At 37.9% G+C, this 24,388-nt stretch carries 26 protein-coding genes; 17 read left to right on the forward strand and 9 right to left on the reverse strand.

What is annotated here, in order from left to right; all coding sequences use genetic code 11:
- Positions 1-14 precede the first annotated feature (14 nt).
- The 8 genes from NST93_RS18975 (at position 15) to NST93_RS19010 (ending at position 9,703) form a co-directional block, all read left to right on the forward strand.
- On the forward strand, positions 15-1,328 hold the full coding sequence (locus tag NST93_RS18975) for a Na+/H+ antiporter family protein (RefSeq protein ID WP_405099793.1): 1,314 nt from the start codon (positions 15-17) through the stop codon (positions 1,326-1,328).
- Between the two features lie 100 nt (positions 1,329-1,428).
- Entirely contained in the window at positions 1,429-2,214 is a 786-nt protein-coding gene (gene pdaA / locus NST93_RS18980) for a delta-lactam-biosynthetic de-N-acetylase (protein ID WP_405099795.1), read from the forward strand.
- A gap of 131 nt (positions 2,215-2,345) precedes the next feature.
- Positions 2,346-3,920, forward strand: a complete 1,575-nt coding sequence (gene mbcS, locus NST93_RS18985) for an acyl-CoA synthetase MbcS (RefSeq protein ID WP_405099797.1) — start codon at positions 2,346-2,348, stop codon at positions 3,918-3,920.
- 424 nt (positions 3,921-4,344) lie between these two features.
- On the forward strand, positions 4,345-6,489 hold the full coding sequence (locus NST93_RS18990; RefSeq protein ID WP_405099799.1) for an AAA family ATPase: 2,145 nt from the start codon (positions 4,345-4,347) through the stop codon (positions 6,487-6,489).
- Between the two features lie 247 nt (positions 6,490-6,736).
- Positions 6,737-7,594 (forward strand): ComEC/Rec2 family competence protein, encoded by an 858-nt coding sequence (locus NST93_RS18995; protein ID WP_405099801.1) that lies wholly within the window; start codon positions 6,737-6,739, stop codon positions 7,592-7,594.
- A gap of 179 nt (positions 7,595-7,773) precedes the next feature.
- Positions 7,774-8,139, forward strand: coding sequence for a GntR family transcriptional regulator (locus tag NST93_RS19000; protein WP_405099803.1), 366 nt, complete (start codon positions 7,774-7,776; stop codon positions 8,137-8,139).
- Complete coding sequence (locus NST93_RS19005; protein ID WP_405099805.1) at positions 8,140-8,997, forward strand: ABC transporter ATP-binding protein; 858 nt, start codon at positions 8,140-8,142, stop codon at positions 8,995-8,997.
- 1 nt (position 8,998) lies between these two features.
- A complete protein-coding gene (locus tag NST93_RS19010) occupies positions 8,999-9,703 on the forward strand; it encodes a hypothetical protein (protein ID WP_405099807.1) in 705 nt (234 codons plus the stop codon).
- Positions 9,704-9,749: 46 nt separating this feature from the next.
- Here the strand turns inward: NST93_RS19010 and NST93_RS19015 are convergent, their stop codons facing one another.
- The 6 genes from NST93_RS19015 to NST93_RS19040 form a co-directional block, all read right to left on the reverse strand.
- Entirely contained in the window at positions 9,750-10,526 is a 777-nt protein-coding gene (locus NST93_RS19015) for an ABC transporter permease (protein WP_405099809.1), read from the reverse strand.
- Positions 10,526-11,434, reverse strand: a complete 909-nt coding sequence (locus tag NST93_RS19020) for an ATP-binding cassette domain-containing protein (protein ID WP_405099811.1) — start codon at positions 11,432-11,434, stop codon at positions 10,526-10,528. Before NST93_RS19020 ends, NST93_RS19015 begins: the two co-directional genes overlap by 1 nt.
- The gene (locus NST93_RS19025) at positions 11,431-11,640 is read right to left on the reverse strand and encodes a PLD nuclease N-terminal domain-containing protein (RefSeq protein WP_405099813.1); all 210 of its coding nucleotides are present in this window, start codon (positions 11,638-11,640) and stop codon (positions 11,431-11,433) included. The genes NST93_RS19020 and NST93_RS19025 overlap by 4 nt, the downstream gene beginning before the upstream one ends.
- An 11-nt stretch (positions 11,641-11,651) precedes the next feature.
- A complete protein-coding gene (locus NST93_RS19030) occupies positions 11,652-12,755 on the reverse strand; it encodes a DUF1648 domain-containing protein (protein ID WP_405099815.1) in 1,104 nt (367 codons plus the stop codon).
- On the reverse strand, positions 12,748-13,149 hold the full coding sequence (locus NST93_RS19035; protein ID WP_405099816.1) for a GntR family transcriptional regulator: 402 nt from the start codon (positions 13,147-13,149) through the stop codon (positions 12,748-12,750). Before NST93_RS19035 ends, NST93_RS19030 begins: the two co-directional genes overlap by 8 nt.
- 406 nt (positions 13,150-13,555) lie before the next feature.
- Positions 13,556-13,972 carry a helix-turn-helix domain-containing protein gene (locus NST93_RS19040; RefSeq protein ID WP_405099818.1) on the reverse strand — a complete coding sequence of 139 codons (417 nt, stop codon included), beginning with the start codon at positions 13,970-13,972 and terminating at the stop codon, positions 13,556-13,558.
- A gap of 132 nt (positions 13,973-14,104) precedes the next feature.
- On the opposite strand from NST93_RS19040, the gene NST93_RS19045 reads away from it, so the two are divergent.
- The gene (locus NST93_RS19045; RefSeq protein ID WP_405099819.1) at positions 14,105-14,386 is read left to right on the forward strand and encodes a hypothetical protein; all 282 of its coding nucleotides are present in this window, start codon (positions 14,105-14,107) and stop codon (positions 14,384-14,386) included.
- 134 nt (positions 14,387-14,520) lie between these two features.
- Here NST93_RS19045 and NST93_RS19050 read toward each other — a convergent pair whose 3' ends face one another.
- Together NST93_RS19050 and NST93_RS19055 are read right to left on the reverse strand one after the other, a co-directional pair.
- Positions 14,521-15,078: a GNAT family N-acetyltransferase gene (locus NST93_RS19050; RefSeq protein WP_405099820.1), complete on the reverse strand. Its 558-nt coding sequence runs from the start codon at positions 15,076-15,078 to the stop codon at positions 14,521-14,523.
- A 323-nt stretch (positions 15,079-15,401) separates the two neighbouring features.
- The gene (locus NST93_RS19055; protein WP_405099822.1) at positions 15,402-16,289 is read right to left on the reverse strand and encodes a TIGR01777 family oxidoreductase; all 888 of its coding nucleotides are present in this window, start codon (positions 16,287-16,289) and stop codon (positions 15,402-15,404) included.
- A gap of 88 nt (positions 16,290-16,377) precedes the next feature.
- Between NST93_RS19055 and recX the strand changes: the two genes are divergently transcribed.
- Both recX and NST93_RS19065 read left to right on the forward strand, forming a co-directional pair.
- Positions 16,378-17,190, forward strand: a complete 813-nt coding sequence (recX, locus tag NST93_RS19060) for a recombination regulator RecX (protein WP_405099824.1) — start codon at positions 16,378-16,380, stop codon at positions 17,188-17,190.
- A gap of 165 nt (positions 17,191-17,355) precedes the next feature.
- A complete protein-coding gene (locus NST93_RS19065) occupies positions 17,356-17,691 on the forward strand; it encodes a YfhH family protein (protein WP_405099826.1) in 336 nt (111 codons plus the stop codon).
- Between the two features lie 77 nt (positions 17,692-17,768).
- On the opposite strand, the gene NST93_RS19070 is transcribed toward NST93_RS19065, so the two are convergent.
- Entirely contained in the window at positions 17,769-18,755 is a 987-nt protein-coding gene (locus tag NST93_RS19070; protein ID WP_405099828.1) for a metal-dependent hydrolase, read from the reverse strand.
- Between the two features lie 85 nt (positions 18,756-18,840).
- On the opposite strand from NST93_RS19070, the gene mutY reads away from it, so the two are divergent.
- The 6 genes from mutY (at position 18,841) to NST93_RS19100 (ending at position 24,374) form a co-directional block, all read left to right on the forward strand.
- Complete coding sequence (gene mutY, locus NST93_RS19075) at positions 18,841-19,914, forward strand: A/G-specific adenine glycosylase (protein WP_405099830.1); 1,074 nt, start codon at positions 18,841-18,843, stop codon at positions 19,912-19,914.
- A gap of 133 nt (positions 19,915-20,047) precedes the next feature.
- Positions 20,048-20,212: a gamma-type small acid-soluble spore protein gene (locus NST93_RS19080; RefSeq protein ID WP_405099832.1), complete on the forward strand. Its 165-nt coding sequence runs from the start codon at positions 20,048-20,050 to the stop codon at positions 20,210-20,212.
- Between the two features lie 292 nt (positions 20,213-20,504).
- On the forward strand, positions 20,505-21,032 hold the full coding sequence (locus NST93_RS19085) for a DUF402 domain-containing protein (protein ID WP_405099834.1): 528 nt from the start codon (positions 20,505-20,507) through the stop codon (positions 21,030-21,032).
- Positions 21,033-21,216: 184 nt separating this feature from the next.
- Positions 21,217-22,503: an efflux RND transporter periplasmic adaptor subunit gene (locus NST93_RS19090; RefSeq protein WP_405099836.1), complete on the forward strand. Its 1,287-nt coding sequence runs from the start codon at positions 21,217-21,219 to the stop codon at positions 22,501-22,503.
- Entirely contained in the window at positions 22,478-23,164 is a 687-nt protein-coding gene (locus NST93_RS19095) for an ABC transporter ATP-binding protein (protein ID WP_405103965.1), read from the forward strand. The genes NST93_RS19090 and NST93_RS19095 overlap by 26 nt, the downstream gene beginning before the upstream one ends.
- Complete coding sequence (locus NST93_RS19100) at positions 23,157-24,374, forward strand: ABC transporter permease (protein ID WP_405103967.1); 1,218 nt, start codon at positions 23,157-23,159, stop codon at positions 24,372-24,374. Before NST93_RS19095 ends, NST93_RS19100 begins: the two co-directional genes overlap by 8 nt.
- Positions 24,375-24,388 lie beyond the last annotated feature (14 nt).

Genomic DNA, 24,388 nt, shown 5'->3' on the forward strand with positions numbered 1-24,388 from the left:
AGGGGAATTTTGCAGTGGAATGGGTTGTTGTTGTATCTGTACTTGTTCTTACAATATTGAGCTTGTTGCGGGTGAACGTTATTTTAGCAATTATTGCAGCAGGGATTGTTGCCGGAGTAATGTCAAATCTATCCTTCGTTGAAACGATAGATTTATTAGTAAGTGGAATGGGCGGTCAAGCGAATACTGCCTTAAGTTATATATTGCTTGGAGCTTTTGCAATTACAATAAGCTATACGGGAATTACTGGCTTTCTAGTTCGATTTATTATTGAAAAGCTATCGGGTAAGAAAACGATGATTGTTCTTGCTATTGCAGGGGTTGCTTGTTTATCGCAAAATGTAATTCCAGTTCATATTGCATTTATACCAATTTTGATTCCGCCATTATTAAAATTATTTGATCAAATGCGGATTGACAGGCGCGCGGTAGCGACAGCGTTAACGTTTGGATTAAAAGCGCCATATGTAATGATTCCAGCAGGGTTTGGTTTAATATTCCATGGTGTTATCGTTGATGGTCTTGCGCAAAATGGAATTGATTTATCGGTAAGACAAACTGCGCTTGCTATGTTAATTCCAGGCTTAGGTCTAATTATTGGTCTTCTAATTGCCGTGTTTATCACTTACCGAAAAGATAGAGATGCGATTAAAGGTGCTGGTGGTTCGAGTTCTGTGAGCTTTGAAATGGAAAGTGACGGGGAGCTCCGCTTTAATAAAAAGCATGGACTAACTATAATTGCAATTGCTGGTGCTTTGGCAGTGCAAATTATCACAGAAAACTTAATTCTTGGAGCTTTAACAGGTCTGCTATTGATGTTTGCATTTTTAGTTGTTCCATATCTTAAGCTTGATAAAGTGATGACAGATGGCATTAGCATGATGGGGACAATATCCTTTGTTATGCTTGTTGCTTCAGGATACGGGAAAGTACTTCAGGACACAGGTGCTGTTGATGCCTTAGTAGAGGTTTCAGCACAATTTCTTGGAAATAACCAAGCATTAATTGCATTTATTCTCTTATTAGTAGGGTTAGTTATCACTATTGGAATTGGTTCATCATTCGGAACGATTCCAATTATTGTTGCATTATATGTTCCGATTTGTTTAAGTGCAGGATTTTCGCCAATGGCAATTGCCGCATTGATTGGTACTGCTGGAGCTTTGGGAGATGCTGGTTCCCCAGCGTCTGACAGTACGCTTGGGCCTACATCAGGACTAAATGCAGACGGAAATCATAACCACATTTGGGATACCGTAGTACCGACATTTGTTCACTTTAATATCCCTTTGTTTCTATTCGGCTGGATTGCAGCCATTGTTTTATAAAAGGATAGTGAACAGTCTCCGGTTGTTTCAAAAAGTCTCAAATACAAAAAGAATAAATTTATAAAACTTTGGATAAGGTAAGGAAAAAAGGTGGATGTTTATGAAGCAGTTATCGATAATCAGCCTGGCTTTCCTTATCTTTTTTAATTGGACAGGAACAGCTGCAGCAGGGGGCTATGGCTGGGGATATAAAAAGAATACAAATGGTGAAGCTCCTGAAATTGGCAAGTATGAAGAAATACTAAAACAGAATAACGCATATTATCTGGATGATTCTGGTGAGAAGAATATTTATCTGACATTTGATAATGGCTATGAAGAAGGCTATACGCCTGCAATTCTCGATGTTTTGAAGAAAGAAAAGGTCCCTGCGACATTTTTCGTTACGGGCCATTATGTAGAATCACGGCCTGATTTGGTGAAAAGAATGGCAGAGGAGGGTCATATTATTGGAAACCATTCGTATCATCACCCTGACTTTTCTATCTTAACAAAAGATGCGATGCGCATGGAATTAGAAGAACTGGAAGAGAAGGTAGCCGAAGTTTCAGAACAAAAAGAGCTGAAATTTCTGCGGCCGCCGCGCGGAATCTTTAGTCAGAAAACCTTGGAATGGTCTAATGAGTTAGGTTATATTCATGTCTTTTGGTCTTTAGCATTTAAGGATTGGGAAACAGGAAAGCAAAAAGGCTGGGAATATGCATTTAATGAAGTGATGGAGCAAATCCATCCAGGCGCGATTATTTTGCTTCATACCGTTTCAAAAGACAATGCTGAAGCATTAGAGGCGTTGATTAAAGAACTTCGCAAACAAGGCTATACCTTTAAGAGTCTTGACGACCTTCTGTTAAAAGATCAGCTGCCGCAAGGATTTCCGCTTCATTAAAACAAAAAGAGTAGAGTTGATTCTACTCTTTTTGTTTTGAGATTTCTTGATTAAATTCTTCGTTACAGTTCCAAACTTTCTGATTTGTTGCTATAATTGGTAGAAATTCAAAAGAAAGTGGTGGAATTTATATGAAGAGAGAAGAGCTAATTGCACCTAAAGACTATAATATTGCAATGGAAGTAGAAAAATACGCGACAGACAAAGATAAAAAAGCGTTAATTTGGCTGGACGAAAATAATAATAAAAAAGAAATTACATACCAAGCATTGATACGGAATGTGAATAAAATTGGAAATGTCCTATTAAACAGCGGCCTGCAAAAAGGCGATAAAATACTTATTATGATGCCGCGTCTCATTGAAACATATGAGGTATATCTTGCTGCATTAAAAACAGGCATCATCATTATTCCGAGTTCTGAAATGCTGAAGGTCAATGACTTGCAATACCGGATTGATCACGGTGAAGTAAGTGCGGCAGTGAGCTTTTATGAATATACAGATGAATTGAACAAGGTTAAAGGCATTGAGAAAATAAAAAGATTTACTGTAGGTCAGGAAGCAGAAGGCTGGGTCTTCCTTGACGAAGCGAAAGTAGAAGCTTCTGAAGAGCTGGAAATGGTCGAGACAACAAAAGATGATATTGCTTTTTTGCCATACACATCAGGAACAACAGGCAATCCTAAAGGTGTTGTTCATACACATGCATGGGGCTTCGCGCATTTGAAAACAGCTCCGGAAAATTGGCTCGGTGTAGAAGAAGGGGATAAAGTATGGGCAACAGCAGGGCCTGGCTGGCAAAAGTGGATTTGGAGTCCGTTTTTATCTGTGCTCGGTTCTGGAGCCACAGGTTTTATTTATAGTGGCAAATTCAATCCATCTGTTTATCTGCAGCTGCTTCAGGAGAATGAGATTAATGTGCTTTGTTGTACTCCAACAGAGTATCGTCTCATGGCTAAGGTCGATAATTTAGAAGTATATAAGCTGCCCCATTTGAAAAGTGCTGTTTCTGCAGGTGAACCGCTAAATGTTGAAGTCATTGATACGTTTAAAAAGTATTTTGATGTGACCGTGCGTGATGGCTATGGTCAAACAGAAAACACGCTGCTTCTGGGTATTACAAAAGATATGGAAGTAAAACCTGGATCAATGGGTAAACCGACACCAGGAAATGAAGTCGAGATTATTGATGAAGATGGCAATCCGCTTCCAGCAAATGAAATTGGTGATATTGCGGTTCGTATTGATAGTCCGGCATTATTTAGAGAATATTATAAGGATATGGAACGCACAAAAGTATCGAGACGTGGTGAATATTACGTAACAGGTGACCAGGCGAGAAAAGATGAGGATGGCTATTTCTGGTTTGAAGGACGCCGGGATGACATCATAATCAGCTCCGGTTATACAATTGGACCATTTGAGGTAGAGGATGCCTTGATTAAGCATCCATACGTTCAGGAATGCGCAGTAGTTGCCAGTCCGGACAAGGTCCGCGGCAATATCGTTAAAGCATTCATCGTTCTGAAGCAAAACGTGGATAAAAACAATCCAGGACTCGTAAAAGCATTACAGGATCATGTAAAAGCAATTACAGCACCATATAAATACCCAAGAGAGATTGAATTTATCGATGATTTGCCAAAAACAACCTCAGGTAAAATCAGAAGAATTGAATTACGCCGGAAAGAATTAAATAAGTAAATGATACGTCAGCTGCACCTCATAAATAACAGGTGTGGCTGATTTTATATTACCCTGCGGAAATCGGCAGCCCGAATCCACTTCGCTTTTGACCTGTTCCCTAGAAGCAAGAGGCATTCGGAGTGCGGACTTTCAATTGAATAGGTGGAAAGCAAAATATTAGTCTTGAATTAAGGCTATCGATTATAATGAGGACAATTTATGCTTTGTTTATTGTGTAGTTAAATAATATGATAACACCAATAAGAAGTTATATTTTCCTTTGCCAGAGTTGAGTTTGACTATTTTTTAGGCTATTGCCTAAAAAAAATAGTCAAAACACTTGAAAGTCAAAGAAGGTCAGAGTATAATGTAATTAAGGTCAAAGATAGTCAAAGTCAAATTGACGTTTTTATCGATCTTAAAGTTCAAGGAGGAATGTTAGATGAAATGTCAACAATGTGGTATGAACGATGCAAATGTAAATGCAGCAGTTCAAGTCAATGGTCAAAGAATGGAAATTCATTTATGTAATTCCTGCTTTAGTGAAATGCAAGGTCAAATGATGAATAATACAAATGATTTCTTTAAAAATATGAATTTTGCTAACGGAGCAAGCCCATTTGGAGAGAATCCATTTTTCCAAGGAAATGCTTCACAACGAGCAGGAACAAAAACACAGAAACAAGCAAACAAACGCGAAGGTCTCATTGATCAATTAGGGAAAAACCTTACTGATTCAGCAAGAGCTGGAGAAATTGATCCAATCATAGGAAGGGATAATGAGATTCAACGTGTAATTGAAACATTAAATAGAAGAAATAAAAATAACCCAGTCTTAATTGGTGAGCCTGGTGTCGGTAAAACAGCGATTGCTGAAGGATTGGCACTTCGAATTATAGAGGGTAATGTTCCTTCAAAATTACTTTCTAAGGAAGTCTATCTGCTTGATGTTGCATCACTTGTTGCAAACACAGGTATTCGTGGTCAATTTGAAGAAAGAATGAAAAAATTGATTACAGAGCTTCAAGAAAGAAAAGACGTTATTCTCTTTATTGATGAAATTCATCTTATTGTTGGTGCAGGTACGGCAGAAAGCTCACAAATGGATGCGGGCAATATTTTGAAACCAGCGCTGGCACGTGGTGAATTGCAATTGATTGGTGCAACAACATTGAAGGAGTACCGTCAAATTGAAAAAGACGCAGCTCTAGAACGTCGTTTGCAGCCAATCACAGTGAAAGAGCCGACACTTGATCAAACGGTAGAAATTTTAAATGGAATCAAGGATCGTTATGAGAAATTCCATGAGGTTCGTTATTCAGATGAAGTCATTCAAGCATTCGTAACGTTATCCAACCGTTATATTCAGGATCGTTTTCTTCCAGATAAGGCAATTGACTTGATGGATGAAGTCGGTTCACGATTAAACTTGAAAAATTCACAGCAAGATTCTGAATCATTGCAACAGCGGATTGATGAAATTGTTGCTGAGAAACAAGAAGCAGCAGAGCGTGAAGATTATGAGCTTGCAGCAAATCTGCGCTTCCAGGAGATTCAATTGCAAAAACAATTGGAAAAAGCGACAGATGAAGAAAAAGTAATGGATGTAGCTATTTCAGATATCGAGTTAATTATTGAGGAAAAAACAGGTATCCCGGTAACAAAAATGCAAGCGGAAGAGCAACAGCAAATGAAGCATCTTGGTGAGAATTTGCGTAACAAAGTTATTGGTCAAGATGACGCAGTGGCTAAGGTTGCTAAGGCAATCCGCCGCAGCCGTGCAGGTCTGAAATCGAAATACCGTCCAATTGGTTCATTCCTTTTCGTAGGCCCGACTGGTGTAGGGAAAACAGAATTAACAAAAGTACTTGCTGAAGAGTTATTCGGTAAACGTGATGCACTTATCCGTCTGGATATGAGTGAGTATATGGAGAAACATTCCGTATCTAAAATTATTGGTTCACCTCCAGGATATGTTGGTCATGAAGAAGCGGGACAATTAACTGAAAAAGTTCGCCATAACCCATATTCAATTATTTTGCTTGATGAAATTGAAAAAGCACATCCTGATGTGCAAAACATGTTCCTGCAAATCATGGAAGATGGTCAATTAACAGACTCACAAGGGCGTACTGTCAGCTTTAAAGAATCTGTTATCATCATGACAAGTAATGCTGGTACAGGTACAAAGCAAGTTAATGTCGGCTTTAACAGTGATGCACATGAATCTGTATCTACTTTAGAAAACTTAAGCAGCTATTTTAAGCCAGAATTCTTAAACCGCTTTGATGCAATCGTAGAATTTAATGAGCTTACAGAGGACAACCTTCTTTCCATCGTTGACCTTATGCTTACAGAGCTTGAAGAAACAATTGAAGAAAATAATATTGCCATCACAATTACGGATGCAGCAAAAGAAAAACTAGTTAAACTTGGTTACGATCCGCGCTTTGGTGCAAGGCCATTACGCCGTGTTATCCAAGATAAAATTGAAGATCAGCTGACAGATTTAATTCTTGATGCTGAAGCAGTCGAAAGCGTTCATGTTGATGTGGACAAAGATGAAATTGTTGTAAAACAAGCATAATTTTGGACCCCGCTGAATCTGATTCAGCGGGGGTTTTTATTTCTAAAATGAATCTTTAATAAAGGATAAAGTCAATTTTTGCGTGCAAACTAAGTAAAAGCAGAAGGCAAAAAGGGTTATTCTGTTAGGCGGGATGCTTCCGTGCGTGGAAATTGATTCGGATGCTGGATCTGCCTGAACGGTTGTTAATAAAAATGTTCTTTTTGATTAATAAATATGAAAATCGATATTACAAAGGATGTCGTTCATGAAAAAATTCCTTCTATTTTTAATTCTTCTATATGCCTTTCCTATATATACCACTGCTGAAGCGAACGATTTGATGCGTGTGCATTTTATCGATGTAGGGCAGGGGGATAGTATTTTAATTCAGACACCTGAAAGGCAGAATATATTGATTGATGGGGGAGAACCGGATGCAGGACCCAGATTAATCAGATATTTAGAAGAGAATAATATTGATGAGATTGATTTATTAATTGCAACACATCCTGATATCGATCATATTGGCGGATTGAATGAAATCCTTAAAACAGTACCAGTAAAGAAAATCATTGATAATGGTCAGCAGCATTTTACGAGAACATATGCGATGTATCGCATGCTTATTTTAAAAGAGACCATTCCTGTGAAAATTGCCAAGGAAGATGAGCATATTTCCTTTGAAGAAGACCTTGATATTCACGTATTAAACGCGGCAGGTGAAAAAAAGAATAATAATGAGTCATCGATTGTGCTGAAAGTGGCATATAATGAAATCGATTTTCTTCTTATGAGTGATGTGGAAGCTAAACAGGAAAAAGAGATGGCTGATAAATATGATATAAGGTCCGAAATTTTGAAGGTTGCGCATCATGGCTCAAGTTCCAGCAGTTCACTCGGTTTTCTGAAAAAAGTAGAGCCAGAAGCCGCGATTATTACTTATAGTAAAGAAAATAATTATGGACATCCTGTTCAACGAGTGATTAAGAACCTTAATAAATTAAATGCACAAATTTTTTCGACTGCTGTCTATGGAAATGTCATCATTGAAACGGATGGGGAGGATTATATTATTTTGCCAGAGTTTCATCCGATGGATAAGCTGATAAAGAGGCTGCCTTAACACTTTTAAATCGAACCAGAGAATTTGCTCTGGTTTTTTTATTTTTAAAATTACTGCAAGAGGTTAGAGCATACCCTTAAAAATAGAAAGCTATTTTACAAAAAGTAATTGACAGATAACTTTATTGGTTATATAGTTAGTTACACAAGTAATTAACCAATAAACCAAGGGGGATGGAAATGAAACATAAACTAGACGATACAAAACCAATTTTCCTCCAAATTAGAGAAAACATTGAAGACTCGATTATTAGCGGTTCACTAAACGCAGGTGATAAGGTGCCATCAACGAATGAATTTGCAGCGTATTATCAAATCAATCCAGCAACTGCTGCGAAAGGTGTTAATGAATTAGTAGCAGAGGAAATTTTATTTAAGCGAAGGGGTGTAGGAATGTTTGTTACAGATAATGCAAAGGAGCTGCTCGTAACAAAACATAAAGCTAATTTTTATGAGGAATATATGAAACCTTTGAAACAAGCAGCTGAGAAACTGGATATAGATAAAACGGAGCTGGTAGATATGTTAAAAAAGGAGGATTCCTAAATGAAAATTGAGGTAAACGGCCTGACAAAAAAATACGGAGATAAACAGGCGTTAAATAATATTTCTTTCACATTAGATGGTCCTAAAATTTATGGCCTCTTAGGAAGAAACGGTGCTGGGAAGACTACTTTTATGGACATTTTATCTGGTCAAATTGTAGCGGATGACGGGGAAATTCGCATCAATGGTGAAAAGCCTTTTGACAATCAGAAATTAACCGAATCGATTTGCCTGATAAAAGAAGGAAATAACTTTAAAAGAGAATTAAAGATCAAAAATATCCTGAAGATTTATTCCTGCTTTTACCCTAACTGGGATCAAGCATTTGCAGAAGGGTTAATTGCTGAATATAATCTCGATTTAAATGCAAAGGTTAAAACGCTTTCTAAAGGAATGGAGTCTGCTCTTGGAATTACTGTAGGCTTAGCAAGCAAAGCACCGATCACCATATTTGATGAACCATATATCGGTTTGGATGCTCCTTCGCGGAAGAGGTTTTATGATATTTTGATTGAGGAATTTCAGGAGGAGAAAAGGATATTTATTTTTTCAACGCATTTAATAGATGAAGTCAGTTTGCTATTTGAGGAAGTATTGATTTTGCGGGAAGGGATGCTTGAGCTGCATGAGCAAACAGATTTTCTGCGAGAAAAAATCATTTCTGTCACTGGAAAAGAAGCGGAAGTGCAAGCTTTTATATTAGATAAAGAAGTGATTGATCAAAAAAAGCTTGCTGGAATGATGACTGCATATGTTTATGGTACGCAGGAAGAAGCTAGAGAGTCAGGCCTGATAGTTGAAGGTATTCCTATTCAGGATTTGATGATTTATTTAACAGATAGAAAGCGAGGTGCATAATATGGGGAAGCAAATAAAAGGATTGCTTTATTTTTATGCGTCAAATTTTCGTTTCTCTGTAACAATTTTTTGGTCGATTCTATTATTTTCCCTTGCGCTTTGTTTAGTGATTGCGTACATTCTATTAGACTTTGGAAATACCAAGTTTGCTTTTATTATCCCATTTGCAGCCTATATTAATGTAGCTATTGTAGGATTTATTACGGTAAAAGAAGTGATTCCTTTTTCACTAAAGCTTGGTGCGACGAGAAAGAACATCTTCGCTGCAGTTGGCCTGTTTTTTCTCATATTTGCTTTGTTTCAGAGCCTTGTATCAAATGTTATTCACGTGGTTACAGAATTATTTGTAGATGTTATTCATTTGGATGGATTCATGCTTATTCATCCGGCACAGATTCTGAGCGAGAACAGTTTTATAAGTCGAATGATTATTGATACAACGATGATGTTGTTTATCCTAGTGTTTATGTATATGATAGGTTTGTTGTTTTATCGGGGCGGACTACTGTCCGGAGGGATATTTGTCGGTATACTGGGAATTGCTTTGTTATTTGGGGTCGCGGAAGGCTGGTTGATCGAATATAGCATGAAGCTCTATCAAACAATTGATTTGATGTTTTTTGCCCAAGTGTTTGGATATGGTATTGTACTTTATGTAATAACTTTCCTTCTAATCCGAAATATCACTACAATAAAAGTAAGATAAAACAGAAAGCAGAAAGTCCAGCAGTGATTGGACTTTCTGCTTTTTTTTAAGCTGCATGCTCTTTCGTTCGGAAAATGTAAATAGCGAGTGCAATGAATGTGAGTGAAAGGATGATTGTAACTCCTCCCGCGCCATACAATTCTGTTGGAGCCTCACCAGTTACGAGCATTGTTTGAATATGGCTTGAAAGATTATTTGGGCTCCAGCTCACATGATTATTAAATACCATTGTTATGACACTCATCAACATCAGTGTGCCAATTGTCAGGAAAGCGACAAGTCCCGGTGTTTTGCATAGTGCGTTATAGAAAATCGAAAGACTTGCTGCAAGTGTAAGCCATAACCCATAGAAAAATAGTAATGGAAGGAACTCTGTTACAGAAATAAACTCATATAATATCCCGATATAATACCATGCGGCAAGCATGCTGATGAGATATGCACACCAGACAATGGTAAGCAGTGCTGCCCACTTGCTTGTGATATAAGCGGTAAAAGAGACGGGCTTTACAAGAATTAATTCTGCGATACCTGACTTTCTTTCACTGGAGATTATCCCCATTGAGCTTAATGCGATGACAAGAACACCGAGACTGCTAAGCTGGCTTAAACTCATCATGATTGCCTCTGCTCCTGTTAATTCAGGGAATTCAATCATTGTTCCTTCAGGCAATCCGCCTACGGTTTCAAGAATTTGTGGCAGATAATAGGTTGTAATCGGATCCATTATCGTTAAGAGAATGAATACGAGTGGTATCCAAATCCATTTCCTGTCACGAAAGCTTCCAATCATTTCTTTTTTGAAAAGGGTTCTCCATTGCATTAATTCTTCACCGCCTTCATAAACATATCTTCCAGTGAAGCGCGATTAAGCTGGAAGCTGGTGAGTGGCCACTGTTTTGTGGCAGCAAGCTGCAGAATATCTGCACGAGCCAGGGCTATATCCTCGGCTGTTATCTTTAAAACATTTCGCTCTGCGAAAGTGGTGGAAACACTGGGGAGTTTTCTTATTTCTTGAATAAATGCCTCGGGACTGCTTTGAAATTCCAGTTCAATAATCGATGTTTGATATTTTTTTCTTAGAGCTGTAATTGCCCCAGCTTCAATAATTTCCCCATGATTTAACAAGAGCAGCTCATCGCTTACTTCCTCTGCATCATTTAAGATATGAGTGGAGAAAAGAATCGTCATATCTTGTTTCAATTCTTCCAATAAGGTCAAGATTTCCCTGCGGCCAATTGGATCCAGCGACGATACGGGTTCATCAAGCATTAAAAGTTTTGGTGAATGAATCATCGCCTGTGCTATGCCGAGACGTTGTTTCATTCCCCCAGAGTAACTGGCAATCCGCTTGTTCAAAGCATCAGCAATACCCACTTTTTCCGCGAGATCCTCTGCTTTTTGTCTTGCGGCCTTTTTATCTAGTAAAGCAAGTTCTCCGCTAAAAATGAGAAATTCCTTAGCGGTCATCCAGCCGGGAAATACAGGATACTGTGGCAGATATCCAATAAAAGAACGAATATCTGCATTGCCCGGCTGCCCAGTGAAAGTTACTTTACCGCTCGATGGTTTAAGAAGTCCAGCAAGAATGCGTAAAGTAGTCGTTTTACCAGCACCATTTGGTCCAATTAAAGCAATACATTTACCGAATTCAAGTGAAAAATGAACGTTTTTAACAGCAGTTGTACCATTATATTTCTTTGTTAAAGCTTCGGCAGTAAGCAGTGTCATACATCTTTTCTCCTTCCAAATATGAAGTAGGCAATGGGACCAATTGTGTTAATGAAAACAATAACGAAGAACCATACCCAGCGATTGCCGCGGGTACTATCTTCCTGTTTTGCCCAATCAATAATTGCAATAATGAGCAAGATACCTTGGATAAAAATAAACGGAAGCACAAGTGCCCAATTAATGGATGCTATGAATTCCTCCATGCTGTTTCCTCCTAGCTGAATAATAATGGAATGATAATTGCACTGGCTATAATAGCTAAAAATAGAATCCAGGCAAGAGGGCGGGCGTAGTTGATCGTCCAGCCAACACCGAATCTTTTTTCAAGAAATAATGCAGGATCCTCCCAGTTAAAATAAAAAATACCAAGCTTCCAATGCCGGTCATCGTCCCGGTTAACTGACTTTCCATTTGTTATCACTGTTCCACTATTGATACGGCTGCCGCCTTGCCCTGTTGTAAAAGAGAGATAAATTGCGCCGCCTATCAGCAAGAGGGTAAAGCCTAGCGTAATAATCATAATGAACATTGGGGTAAAGTCATAGAAGAATGTCATCTGAGCAAATGAAAGCAGGAAATTTAACGCAGTCCCGCCGATTATTGTAAAGAGAGACCATCTTCTTCGGAATACTGTGTTTTGCTTCAATGATTCTTCTGGATTTTCACTATCAATTTGCTGCTTTGATCGCGCAATGATTGTATTAATAAAAAGAAACAGGAGAGTCATATAAAGCATCATCACTGGCAGCATCAATGCAGAACGATGAGACTTCTCTGCCCAGGTTGTCACTTCACCAGAAAAGTTATATTGCATAGGAAGTTGTTCTGGCAGTAAATGATAGTTTTTGAATGTGAAAATGATTGTAATAAATGTCAGTACAAAGGGAATCAGGAACCATAAATTAGAATAGGTCAGCTTTTCTTTATGGAAACTAGTGCTGACAAACAGCTGCTGGCTCTTTTCCTTTTCCCAATCGCTCGCAGCCTTCATTCTTTTCATCGTAAAGTGGAAACTTAAATAAATGATAAAACTAAGAGCAAGATATAAGGAAATAGCCACTGTCATTTGGATAGCTGCGACTGACTCAGTGGCATCTGCACTTAGAAAGAGTAGAAGCGCTGTAATGATAATTGCGATGACGGTTGTATACAACGCATATTTAGTTCTGAGATGCTTTATTTCTGGATTGTTATATACGCTTTTGGGTACCGTTACACCAAAGCTTTCAGTTTTTCTTGTCCAATAGGGTATAAAAATAGTTGATAGGAAGACTGGAATTAATATGACGAGAGAGATGATAGGAAACCAATTATTCATTTGTTTCACCTGCTTTTCCAAGGATTTTTTGGTATACATCCAATGTCAGTTCAGAGAAATCTTTTTCATTGATACCATGACAAATAGCTTCCGCGATAAGGGGGCGCAATGCTTCTTTAAGGTTTGTGCGATATGTTTCATCCGCTTTACGAAAGCCATTTGGATGAATCATCACACCGCGGCTGCGATGGATTTGAATATAATCTTCTTGTTTTAGCTGCTGATATACTTTATTAACAGTATGAAGATTTATTCCAATATCTGAAGCAAGTGCGCGCACAGAGGGTAAATCATCACCAGGGTGCAGCTCTTCTCTTGCAATCCCCTCAATAATTTGTTCCTTCAATTGGATATATATAGGTTTGTCGGATGCCATATCCAGTTTAATAAACATCACACCACACTCATTTCTTTTTTGTAACACCTGTTATATTTGAAGTATAACAGATAGAATGAGTGTGCACAAGAGGGGATTTAGGGATAATTTTGACATTGCATATAAAAAGTTGGGTGGGACAATAGAAATATAATATATTAAAATCCGAACGATATCTTACAATCGTTCGGATTTTAAGTGGACTCCTGATTACCTTAATTCAGAATAATGTTTGTTTTGCTCTTTCCCTTATTCCTTTTGGAATGTGGACCTCCAGTAGGAAAGTCAAACGGCAAAACGAACAATTACCTTGAATTAAGGTAATCAGCATTTTGTATCAACTATTAAAAAGTTAACATTAAGTGTTATCTATTATATAATGTTTGTCTTTTATATCGTTGGTATTCGTTATGTCCCTGCCTATTTAGAGTTTTTCATATTGTTCAATTAACGATTCGATTAGTTTATGGATTGATAATTGTTTTTTTACGGTAAGTTTGCTGAGGCGGTGAATTTGTTCTTTGAAATCAGGAAATTTCATAATATATTCGACAAGTGCAACAGCGTCATCATCAAATTCAACAGCCTGGGAATGATACATCCGTTTAAAATCCAGTAAAAGGTTTTCTTTAAGAATTGTATTTCCGGCAAGCTGATCAAGCGTAATTTCAAAAATATTGCATAATTTAATTAAACTATAGATATCGGGTGTAAGCTGATCGTTCTCCCATTTCGCCACGGTAGATCGTGAAATCGTGAGTTGATCGGCCAGCTTTTGCTGTGTCCAGTTTCTCTGTTCTCGTAAAAATTTTATATTGTAGGCTATAAGATCAACATTCATTTTAATCACAACTTTTTCTAGAATTAGTGGTGCTACTTCATCCTATCACGGTTAGCACCGGAAGCAAAAGGGTTGTTCTGTTTATGAACATATGATAAGATGTTCATAAATAGAACAAAGGGAGGTAAGAGGATGTCTCTGGGTTGCATGGTTTTATATCACGATTCTATCACAAGTCTAACGAAAAGCTTTATCCTTCGAACGCTATTTCCAGTGGAAGACATAGAGATAGAAGTGATGGATGCCGCGACTACCGTCATTTATCTCTGGAATGTGCAAAAGGAACAAATCTGGCAGGCTACTGTATGTTTGGAGAGTGTTAACATAATGACTGTTTATGGTTTTGCAGATACGAAGGATGCAGCACGGACAGCCGCATTAAAACATTTCAGTTCTTCCATCAGCTTACCTTAATCACTGAAACATTCAAGTCATTTCATTCTGCAAACAACATATTAAAAATTGCATGATCATACATCAAAAAAGAAAACCAAAGCATGTATCTATTTTGTCATTTGCTTTGGTTTTCTTTTTGTTAACTGCTATTTTTAAGAAACAACCTCTCCTGTTGCGAGTGTTTCTGTATGAGTAAATTGCTGATAGGCGATATAGTTTTCCTTTGAGATAACAAATAAATCATATATTTCTTCATCCGGATTTACTTTAGCAAAGACACCAGGATAGGTTTGATTAGCTATTGCGATATAAGGAAGCTTCAGCACGGCTTTAAGAGAGCGGACATTTGTTTTACGCACTTTCATAAAAATGCCATCGATGGAATGAGTATAGAATAACTCATCGAAAAAAGCTTCTTTTGCAAGGCGGTTATATCCCTTGCCAAAGTATGGTTTACCTATCCACGTCGCTAGAAACCCATGATTTTCTTCAATATCGAATAAGTTAATTGTACCAATCGGCTGTTGGAACTCATCAAGAATTGTGCGGGAAATCAATTCATTATTTTGTTCTTGTTCAATTGTTTGCTTTGTTACAAAATAAAACTCATCTACTGTGTTGGCTTTTTGTCTAACATAGGGAAATACTTCTGGATGTGTCATTAATTCATAAAGAACCGGCACCTCATGTAATTCACGCATTTTTAGCATAAAAAAACCCTCCTTTTTCCAGGTGGGTAGTATTTCTAAAATGCAGAAATCTAGTAAGTTCTGTCAGATACCTACCCACGAATTTTTATTTAAAAGTACAACAAAAATTCGGGGTGGGAATCGAACCCACTAGAACCAGTAAAATAACCGGTGGCGCACCATTTGCCTTCCCTATTTAATTCAAAGTTGCCTAAGATTTATTTCGCTTCATCTCTTTCATTCGAATTGATAATCAATTTCTTAACTCATTTTACAACGGAAATCTAAAAAAGGGAATCCTTTTTTTCGATTTTTTTATTAAAAATTTTTAATGAACTTTCTATCTATTTTAACTGCTTTAATGCCGGTTTTAATTGGGGATAACGGAACATGAAATCATGGTCGGCGGCTTTCTGCGGCAGTACGTATTGCCCTTCAGTAATGAGCTGTCCCATCTCCCCAAGTATACTAATTAACAGGAGAGCAGGAGTCGTAAACCAATAGGGACGTTTTGCAGCTTTTGCCAAGTTTCGATAGAAATCTTTATTTCGCTGCGGTTGTGGTGCCGTGAAATTTACTGGACCACTGATATTTTTATGATAGATACAATAATCGAGCAAACGTACAACATCTTCAATATGAATCCAGGAAATCCATTGTTCCCCATCACCGATTTTACCGCCGACAAATAATTTGACAGGCAGTGCCATAAGTGGAAAGGAACCCCCATCTTTACCGAGGACAATTCCAAATCGGGCATAGATGGTGCGTATCCCTAAGCTTTCTGCTTCACTTGCAGTATCTTCCCATTGAGCAACAACAGAGCTGAGAAAGTCTTCGCCAGATGCTGTTGTATTTTCTGTGAAGATATGCTCTGTTGAACTCCCGTAAAAGCCAACAGCAGATCCGCTAATAAATACTTCTGGTTTATGCTCAAGTCTTTTTATTAAATCAATGACCTGTCTTGTTGCACTTATTCTGCTTGAGAGAATCTTTTGTTTTTTCTCTTTTGTCCAGTAACCGAACAGGGATTCACCTGCGAGATTGATTACACCATCAATAACAGGTAAATCTTTCGTATCGATATCATAGGAAATATACGTTTCGTTCTCCGTATTTTTATGCTGTTCAGGCGTACGTGTTACGATAAAAATATGATGATTTTTCGTTACCAGATATTTTTTTAGATGTTCTCCAATAAATCCAGTACCGCCAGTGATTATAATATTCATGGAATACCTCCGCTCATTTTCAGGTTATCGTTTCTGCATGTTCAGTGCAAATGATTCATGATATGATTGAGTAAGAAGGGGTGAGCGTATGAAAAAAATTACCCGAATTACGACACAAAAGAAAAATGCAAATCGCTATAATATATTTCTCGGTAATAACGATTCGGACGCTTATGCATTTAGCGTGGATGAAGCAGTTCTCATCGAATTTCACCTTCGAAAAGGTCTTGAGCTGGATGAAGAAACGATTGAAGCAGTCATTCAAAAAGATAATATCTATAAATCATATACCCAAGCTATCCATTATTTAAGCTACCGGATGCGATCCCGCAAAGAAGTATATGATTATTTAGCAAAAAAAGAGATACCACACCAGTATATTGAAGAAATCCTTCAAAGGTTAACAAAGGAAAAATTGCTGAATGACCGCGAATTTGCCGAAATGTTCATGCGTACTAGAATCAATACATCTACAAAAGGACCAAGGATAATTGCTAATGAATTAAAAGAAAAAGGGATTTCAAATCCAATTATTGCTGCTGTGCTTGAACTGTTTACATATGAAGTTCAATATGAAAAGGTCCATAAGTTAATGGATAAAAAAATGAAACAATCGAAGAAAGATTCCTTTCGCAAAAAATTGCAGCAGCTGCAAGTAAACCTAATGCAAAAAGGATATGCCCAAGAAGTAATCAAAGCTGTTACAAATGAATTTTATGAGGAGAAAGATGATAACGAAGAATGGGACGCACTTGTCTACCAAGGGGACAAGCTTTACAAAAAACACAGCACCAAACTCGAAGGGTATGAACTCCGCAACAAACTAACCCAAGCTCTCCATCAAAAAGGCTTCACCTTCGATCTTATCCAAGAATTCGTAAATAAAAAGATGGAGGAGTAGGCTGTTATCTTTATTCCTAAAATGAAATTGCCCAGGGAAACTGCTGCTGGAAGAGGGCAGTCGGATTGACGATATTTAAAGAGCAAAGGCAGGATTTTTTTCTAATTTAATTCCATTTTATAAGGAAAATTGATAAGCTATACTATAGAAGCGGGGGAGAATAAAATGAACTATCGTTACAGCGATTACTCAGTCGAACAACTATACAAAGAAGTTGCCGAGCTCAAAGAAAAAGCACAAAAAGCAGAACAGCTAGGCAATATCTCTGAAGTGCAAGTAAACGAAAGAAAAATGCAAGTAGCTATTTCATATACAATGAACCCAGAAGACTTTAAGCCAGAAGAAATATATAATTTAAAAACAGACCCAGGATTCCGGTTTAAAATAAATTATGTTGATGGCGTGTTCGCGTGGGGACAACGAATCAATCTTCTAGAAGAACTTTATGAAAAAGAAGAAGCCTTGCCGATTGCATTATTAGGAAAGAAAGTAAAACAATAAAATGAAGTCTCACAATAAAAATTCGACGTTGCCATATGAAAGGCAGCGTCGAAATAGTTTTTACAGAAACACTTGAGTTAAATCGGACTATCACCGACATAAAGTTTGCGCTGTAATTTATGCTCAGAGAAAATCCAGCCTGTATAGGAACTGATAATTTCCAGATCCGGGTTGATTTTTACTACAGCAACAAAGGGATAATAATCATTGGAACGGTAGCGTAAATCAATCAGCCTGACTTCTGTAAAGTCATCATACTCATTAATTTCCCAGCGGAATACAGGTGAAAAGTTCAAAAATGCTGCAATGTTTTTATCCGTTTTTGCCACTTCGACAATAGGCAGGTCTGGCAGCGGAATTTTCTTAAATTCATCAACGATTTCAATGTGACGATTTTCTACTCTTCCTACATAAAATCGATCCACTGTTGTAATCGCTACGCGCCAGTAATTTTGTTTTAATGTTGGTGAGGTTGCAATCTCAACTGTGTTCGGGAAATGATCTTTAATTTTGTTTACAATCTCCCGTTTATCCATATAGCGCTTAATATAATATAAGATAATCACAGTATAGATTGTAATCCAGGTATATGCCGGATTAGCGCCTAGAGCCCAGGCGACAATACCAACGACATTCAATGAGAATATATATGGATCAAATGTGTTTATAAAGCCTTTTGCTATCCATTTATCTGTAAAAGGCCTAAACGCTTGTGTGCCATATGCATTAAATAAGTCCACCGTTACATGAATAATGACGGCAAGAAAGGTCCACAGCCAGAGATGCAAAAAGCTCACTCCTGGTGCGAATAAATAAATGATGCCTGAGACAAGCAGTCCCCACAAAATGATGGCAGGGAGAGAGTGACTTGCCCCGCGATGGTGCCGTATATATGTTGCATTATTTTTCATTTTAAATACAGTATCAAAATCTGGTGCATGTGAGCCGACTACAGTCCCGACAAGCACGGCATTAAATAAAACAGGATCGCTTTGTACTGCAGGGTCCAATGTTGCCAGTCCTGCTAGAGAGACTCCCATTACTATATGTGTTGCAGTATCCATAGTAAAGGACCTACTTCCTTTAAATTTATTTAGGGGCCAGCTGTTTCTGGCACTACTTTAATTGTAACATAAAGAAGGTGTTATCATGTCAAAAGTTATATTACAAAATTTTAACATTAATGAATTTCAAGACGATTTGCTGCGCTGGTATGGAGCAAATAAACGGGCGTTACCATGGAGGGAAAATAAAGACCCCTATAAAGTATGGGTATCCGAAATCATGCTGCAACAAACAAAAGTCGATACGGTTATACCTTATTTTAATCAGTTTATCGCAAAATATCCAACAACCTATGCATTAGCAGAAGCTGATGAAGAAGATGTATTGAAAAGCTGGGAAGGGCTTGGTTATTACTCACGTGCTCGCAATCTGCAGGCAGCAGTTCGCGAAGTAGTGGAAAAATATGATGGGAAGGTTCCAGATGTTAAAGAGAATCTGGGTGAGCTTAAAGGTGTTGGACCATACACGAAAGGTGCAATTCTTTCTATTGCCTTTGATCAGCCAGAACCTGCTGTTGATGGGAATGTTATGCGTGTATTTTCACGTGTTTTACTAATAAATGATGATATTGCACTGGCCAGGACAAAAAAGCATTTTGAAGAGCTTGTACGAGAAGTGATTTCAAAGGAAGATCCATCCTCCTTTAACCAGGGAATCATGGATTTAGGTGCAACGATTTGTACGCCAAAATCTCCTGCCTGTCTTATCTGTCCCGTACAAAAACATTGCCGTGCTTTTGCAGTGGGGGCAGAAAACGAGCTTCCAGTAAAAAAGAAGGCGAAAAAACAAAAAACGATTGCTTATGCTGCATTAATTATTAAAAATCAAGAAGGAAAGTATGTTATTGAAAAAAGACCAGATACAGGACTTTTAGCAAACCTTTACCAATTCCCCATGGTACCGCTTGAAGAGGTTACATTTGAGACGATTCCATTATGGTTCTATGAAGAATATGGCTTGAGGATTCAAGTGAAAGAAAAACTTCAAGGGAAAGTAAAGCATGTCTTTAGTCATATTATCTGGCAGGTTGATGTTTATCATGCGGAAGTAGAAGAAGTGAAAATAGCGGATGACAGGCTGCGGTTCGTCGAACAAGAAGGACTTGATGCATTGCCGTTTCCAGTTTCACACCAAAAAGTAATGGATTATATAGAATAGGAAAAAGCTGTGTCCGCAAAATAAGGGATACAGCTTTTTTACAGTTGTATTTTGACTGGAAATAATAAACTTCATTTTCTCTTGTATAGCAATTTAATAAATGGATAAATTAATGACTACGGAGGTGATATTGATGGCTAAAAATCCTAACAAAACACAAGCGGGTACAAACATTCAAAAGGTGAAAGAGCAAAACCAAAAGGCTTCACAAGGTCAATATGGTACAGAGTTTGCTTCTGAGACTGATGCTCAAGAGGTTAAACGTCAAAACCAAAAATCTCAACAAAATAAGAAATAACTCCTTCGATAAAACAGAAACTGCAATGCGAATGACAGTTACTGTACCAGCTAACACAAATATACCTAGTTAAAATTTAATTTTAAAGCGGGATATAGTGATTATGCTGGAGAAAAGAGCTTCCTAGTTGCTGGGAAGCTCTTTTCTATTGGTGAAATATGTCATAAAACTTTAACTTTCAGAAGTCTGGCTTTATAATAGATGAAAGATAATAATGATAATAGTGAGGAATTAAAAAATAAAATAATTTGTAACGGTTAAAGTTATTCATTTTTAAGGGAAGGAAGATAACATGGTTGCTCCGGAGCCTGGAAAGAAAATAGAGATACAAAGCTATAAGCATAATGGAAATTTACATAGGATCTGGGAAAGCAGTCTCGTTTTAAAAGGAACTGAGTCAATTGTAATCGGAGCGAATGACCGGACGACTGTCACAGAGAGTGACGGCAGAAAGTGGATAACAAGAGAGCCAGCGATTTGCTACTTTCATTCAAAGTACTGGTTTAATATTATCGGCATGATTAGACAAGACGGCATTCATTATTACTGTAATATTGGATCACCATTCGTTTACGATGAGGAAGCATTAAAATATATTGACTATGATCTTGATGTAAAGGTTTTTCCCGATATGACTTACACACTGTTGGATGAAGATGAGTATGAAGAGCATAAACAGCTAATGAATTATCCCCATGTTTTAGACAGAATTCTAAAACAAAATTTATCCCATCTTTTGCGCTGGATTCATCAGCGTGAAGGTCCTTTTGCCCCTGATTTTATCGATAATTGGTATGAGCGATACTTAACATATCGTTGAGCCAGCACACTTAGAAATAGAAAAGAACGTAATTCAGCCTGGAATTACGTTCTTTTCTATTTTTTCTTGTCGTAAGAAAATTAAAATTTTTAAAAATAAATATTGCTATTTATTGGATAAGGACTATAATATTCTTAGATATTACAAAAATATTACAAAAATATTACAAACGAGGAGATACGAGATGTCAAAGGGGAAAATTTGGCTATGGGTCAGTTTAGGGGTTTTCATTCTTTTACTTGCAGGGGGCACTGGTTATTTTATGCTGCAGCGATCAGCGAATCCAGTCTTTGGAAATGAAGAATTTGAATTGTATGCAGAGAAGGTTGAAATGTTTATTGGAATGGACATGGATATGTCACCTTATGCCGCTTTTTCTGGAAAGGTAGAGGCGGAAAAGATGGAAAAGGTCTATCTCGACCCAGCGAAAGGCACGATTAAAGAAGTTTTTGTTTCCGAGGGAGATACGGTAGAGGAGGGTACAAAACTTTTTGAATATGAATTAACTGAGGATCTGACGATGGAGAAGGATCAGAAGCAGATTGAGCTGGAAATGGCCTACATGGAAATAAATCGTCTGCAAAAACAAAAAGAGCGTATGGAAAAACAAATTTCCGAAGCACAGATAGTTGTACATACAACAGCAGATAGCGAGGAAGAAGAATTTGAGCCAGCTGCAGATAAAGAAATGCTGCAGGAAGAACTGGAGCAGATAACTTTTGATTTACGAATGAGTAATTTACAAGCTGGACAAGTTCAAAAAGAGCTTGCTGCTTTTAAGGAAGAAGAAGAGTCACCAATTGTTGTAAGTTCTGGTCCAGGTGTAGTTCAGTCCATCAATCAGGATTTGATGGAGGGTATGCCTGTTGGTGAGGAGGGTGGAAGCAGTGGTCCACTGCTGTCTATTGTTTCAACGGGATCCTATTTAATTAAGAGTGAAGTGAATGAACTATTACTTGATACGATCGCGGTTGATGATGAAGTGCGAATTACAACGAAAAAAGGGATGGATGGCGAATGGATTGGGAAAATCATTGATATTGGGAAGCTTCCTGTAGGCAGTGAAGAGGAAGGAATGGAAGAGTTTTACTATGAGGAAGGTAATCCACAAACATCGAAATATCCTTTCACTGTTCTCTTAGAAGAGCATGAGGGTCTGGAAATTGGTTTCCATGTAAATGTAGAGCCAACGAATGCGACAGACGGGGATGATGCTAGTGGAGATGAGATTGCGATTCCAATAGACTATATTGTTCAAGATGATGAGGAGCCTTATGTTTGGGCTGTTGACCCGGAAACAAGTGAAGCATATAAACAAACAGTAGAGATGGTTGTAACGGATGACGGATTCCTAGCAGAGATTCTTTCGGGATTAACGATAGAGGACTATATTGTATATCCGGATCCTTCATTAAAAGAGGGAAAGAAGGTTGAGATTTTTGACGATGCTATGTTTGAAGAATATGAATAAATCTTACAAGCTTGGTAAAGAGGAAATTCCAATTCTTCGTAACATCAACCTTGAAGTAAAAGAAGGAGAATTTCTTGCGATTATGGGACCATCTGGTTCAGGCAAGACAACATTGATGAATATACTCGGCTGTCTTGACCTTCCTAGTTCCGGCACATTTGAACTTGAATCAATGGATATCATAACTGGCCGTGCAAATAAATTAGCTGAAATCCGCAATCAGTTTATTGGTTTCGTCTTCCAAACCTTTCATTTACTGCCACGGTTAACAGCACTGCAAAATGTTGAACTGCCTTTAATATATAATGGCATGAAGAAAAAGGAACGGAAAGAGTGGGCGCTGGATGCTTTAAAGAAAGTAGGCTTACAGGATAGAGTCCATTTTCGACCGCCTCAATTATCCGGGGGACAGAAACAGCGGGTCGCCATTGCACGAGCTATTGTCAATAAACCGAAATTTATTCTTGCTGATGAGCCGACGGGAGCGCTTGATTCAAAAACAGGTGAGCAAATCCTCTCCCTTTTCCAAGAATTAAATAAAGAAGGGGTAACCATCATCATGATAACGCATGATCAGGAAGTAGCAGATAAGGCGGATCGGATCATTTATATTCGTGATGGCGAACTATTTAATGAAAGGATTGAAGGAGCCTATGTTTGAGAATATTCGCATCTCTTTTCAATCCATCTGGGGGCATAAGCTTCGTTCATCTCTGACGATGCTCGGAGTAATTATCGGGATAGCTGCTGTAATTGCTATTTTTGCCATTGTTCAAGGCAGAAGTGAAGAGTTAAAGAGCAATCTAATTGGAATGGGTGACAATATCATAAATGTCGTGTATGAGGAAGCAGATATGTACGGCGAAGAGGGAATGTGGGGCGGTGAAGTTTCCTATAAAAGCGCTCCGCCAATAAAGGAAGAAGCGATTGAGGAAATTTTGTCCTATTCAAATGTAGAGGGGATGTCGGTCTATTATGAGGGCTGGCAGGAGGTCTATCATTTAATGAATGTCACCCACCCGCAAATGATAGGAATAGATGACAGATATCTTGAACTCTTCCCGGCTGATATTATTGAAGGAAGAGGGTTCAGTAATGCTGACTTTACTTCATTTAATCAAGTTGTCTTGATAAATGAAATGGCAATGAGTGAATTATTCCCTGAAGGTGATGCAATTCAACAAACAATTGATATTGCTGGTTTTCCGTTCAAAGTGGTAGGTATTTTCACTGATGGAGATACTGAAAGTGACTGGTATTATCCAGAGCCAAAGATTTATTTGCCAAATACAATCTGGCCGTTAATTCATGGATTTGACGCACCAATGCAAGTTGTGGTGCAAGCCAATTCTTCGGATACAATCCAAGAGGTTGGTTTAATGGCTGCAGATCGGCTAAATTCGGACTTGCCGCCATATGAAACAGCCATTTATCAAGTTGCTGACTTAGAGCGGATTATTGAAGAAATTTCAGAATATGATCGTGCCTTTGCTTTTATCCTCGGTGGGATTGCAAGTATTTCCCTGCTTGTAGGGGGAATTGGTGTGATGAATATTATGCTTGTTTCTGTTACTGAAAGAACAAGGGAAATTGGAATTAAAAAAGCATTAGGAGCAAAACGCCGCGTCATATTGGCACAGTTTTTAACAGAATCTGTGGTATTAACAAGTATAGGCGGTGTGCTGGGTATTCTTTTTGGTATTGGTATCGCTAAAGCAATCTCAGAATTTGCGAACATGCCATATTTCATTTCTGTACCTGCAATTATCGGTTCATTTATCTTTTCTATGCTAATCGGAATTATCTTTGGTCTGCTTCCATCTATAAAAGCTTCCAAACTGCAGCCTGTTGAGGCGTTGCGTTACGAGTAGAATCATTAATAACA

The sequence above is a fragment of the Oceanobacillus sp. FSL H7-0719 genome (genome assembly GCF_045040795.1).
In the GTDB taxonomy this organism is placed as follows: domain Bacteria; phylum Bacillota; class Bacilli; order Bacillales; family Amphibacillaceae; genus Oceanobacillus.

What these genes read in the sequence shown, in the direction of transcription:
- pdaA (WP_405099795.1), top strand. Translation starts at nt 1,429, where the DNA reads ATGAAGCAGTTATCGATAATCAGCCTGGCTTTCCTTATCTTTTTTAAT.
- NST93_RS19055 (WP_405099822.1), bottom strand. Translation starts at nt 16,289, where the DNA reads ATGAATATTATAATCACTGGCGGTACTGGATTTATTGGAGAACATCTA.
- NST93_RS19090 (WP_405099836.1), top strand. Translation starts at nt 21,217, where the DNA reads ATGTCAAAGGGGAAAATTTGGCTATGGGTCAGTTTAGGGGTTTTCATT.
- NST93_RS19100 (WP_405103967.1), top strand. Translation starts at nt 23,157, where the DNA reads ATGTTTGAGAATATTCGCATCTCTTTTCAATCCATCTGGGGGCATAAG.
- NST93_RS19020 (WP_405099811.1), bottom strand. Translation starts at nt 11,434, where the DNA reads ATGACACTGCTTACTGCCGAAGCTTTAACAAAGAAATATAATGGTACA.
- NST93_RS19015 (WP_405099809.1), bottom strand. Translation starts at nt 10,526, where the DNA reads ATGCAATGGAGAACCCTTTTCAAAAAAGAAATGATTGGAAGCTTTCGT.
- NST93_RS19085 (WP_405099834.1), top strand. Translation starts at nt 20,505, where the DNA reads ATGGTTGCTCCGGAGCCTGGAAAGAAAATAGAGATACAAAGCTATAAG.
- NST93_RS19040 (WP_405099818.1), bottom strand. Translation starts at nt 13,972, where the DNA reads ATGAATGTTGATCTTATAGCCTACAATATAAAATTTTTACGAGAACAG.
- NST93_RS19045 (WP_405099819.1), top strand. Translation starts at nt 14,105, where the DNA reads ATGTCTCTGGGTTGCATGGTTTTATATCACGATTCTATCACAAGTCTA.
- mutY (WP_405099830.1), top strand. Translation starts at nt 18,841, where the DNA reads ATGTCAAAAGTTATATTACAAAATTTTAACATTAATGAATTTCAAGAC.
- NST93_RS18990 (WP_405099799.1), top strand. Translation starts at nt 4,345, where the DNA reads ATGAAATGTCAACAATGTGGTATGAACGATGCAAATGTAAATGCAGCA.
- NST93_RS19005 (WP_405099805.1), top strand. Translation starts at nt 8,140, where the DNA reads ATGAAAATTGAGGTAAACGGCCTGACAAAAAAATACGGAGATAAACAG.
- NST93_RS19030 (WP_405099815.1), bottom strand. Translation starts at nt 12,755, where the DNA reads ATGAATAATTGGTTTCCTATCATCTCTCTCGTCATATTAATTCCAGTC.
- NST93_RS19095 (WP_405103965.1), top strand. Translation starts at nt 22,478, where the DNA reads ATGCTATGTTTGAAGAATATGAATAAATCTTACAAGCTTGGTAAAGAG.
- NST93_RS18995 (WP_405099801.1), top strand. Translation starts at nt 6,737, where the DNA reads ATGAAAAAATTCCTTCTATTTTTAATTCTTCTATATGCCTTTCCTATA.
- NST93_RS19080 (WP_405099832.1), top strand. Translation starts at nt 20,048, where the DNA reads ATGGCTAAAAATCCTAACAAAACACAAGCGGGTACAAACATTCAAAAG.
- NST93_RS19010 (WP_405099807.1), top strand. Translation starts at nt 8,999, where the DNA reads ATGGGGAAGCAAATAAAAGGATTGCTTTATTTTTATGCGTCAAATTTT.
- NST93_RS19025 (WP_405099813.1), bottom strand. Translation starts at nt 11,640, where the DNA reads ATGGAGGAATTCATAGCATCCATTAATTGGGCACTTGTGCTTCCGTTT.
- NST93_RS19035 (WP_405099816.1), bottom strand. Translation starts at nt 13,149, where the DNA reads ATGTTTATTAAACTGGATATGGCATCCGACAAACCTATATATATCCAA.
- recX (WP_405099824.1), top strand. Translation starts at nt 16,378, where the DNA reads ATGAAAAAAATTACCCGAATTACGACACAAAAGAAAAATGCAAATCGC.
- NST93_RS19000 (WP_405099803.1), top strand. Translation starts at nt 7,774, where the DNA reads ATGAAACATAAACTAGACGATACAAAACCAATTTTCCTCCAAATTAGA.
- NST93_RS19070 (WP_405099828.1), bottom strand. Translation starts at nt 18,755, where the DNA reads ATGGATACTGCAACACATATAGTAATGGGAGTCTCTCTAGCAGGACTG.
- mbcS (WP_405099797.1), top strand. Translation starts at nt 2,346, where the DNA reads ATGAAGAGAGAAGAGCTAATTGCACCTAAAGACTATAATATTGCAATG.
- NST93_RS19065 (WP_405099826.1), top strand. Translation starts at nt 17,356, where the DNA reads ATGAACTATCGTTACAGCGATTACTCAGTCGAACAACTATACAAAGAA.
- NST93_RS19050 (WP_405099820.1), bottom strand. Translation starts at nt 15,078, where the DNA reads ATGCTAAAAATGCGTGAATTACATGAGGTGCCGGTTCTTTATGAATTA.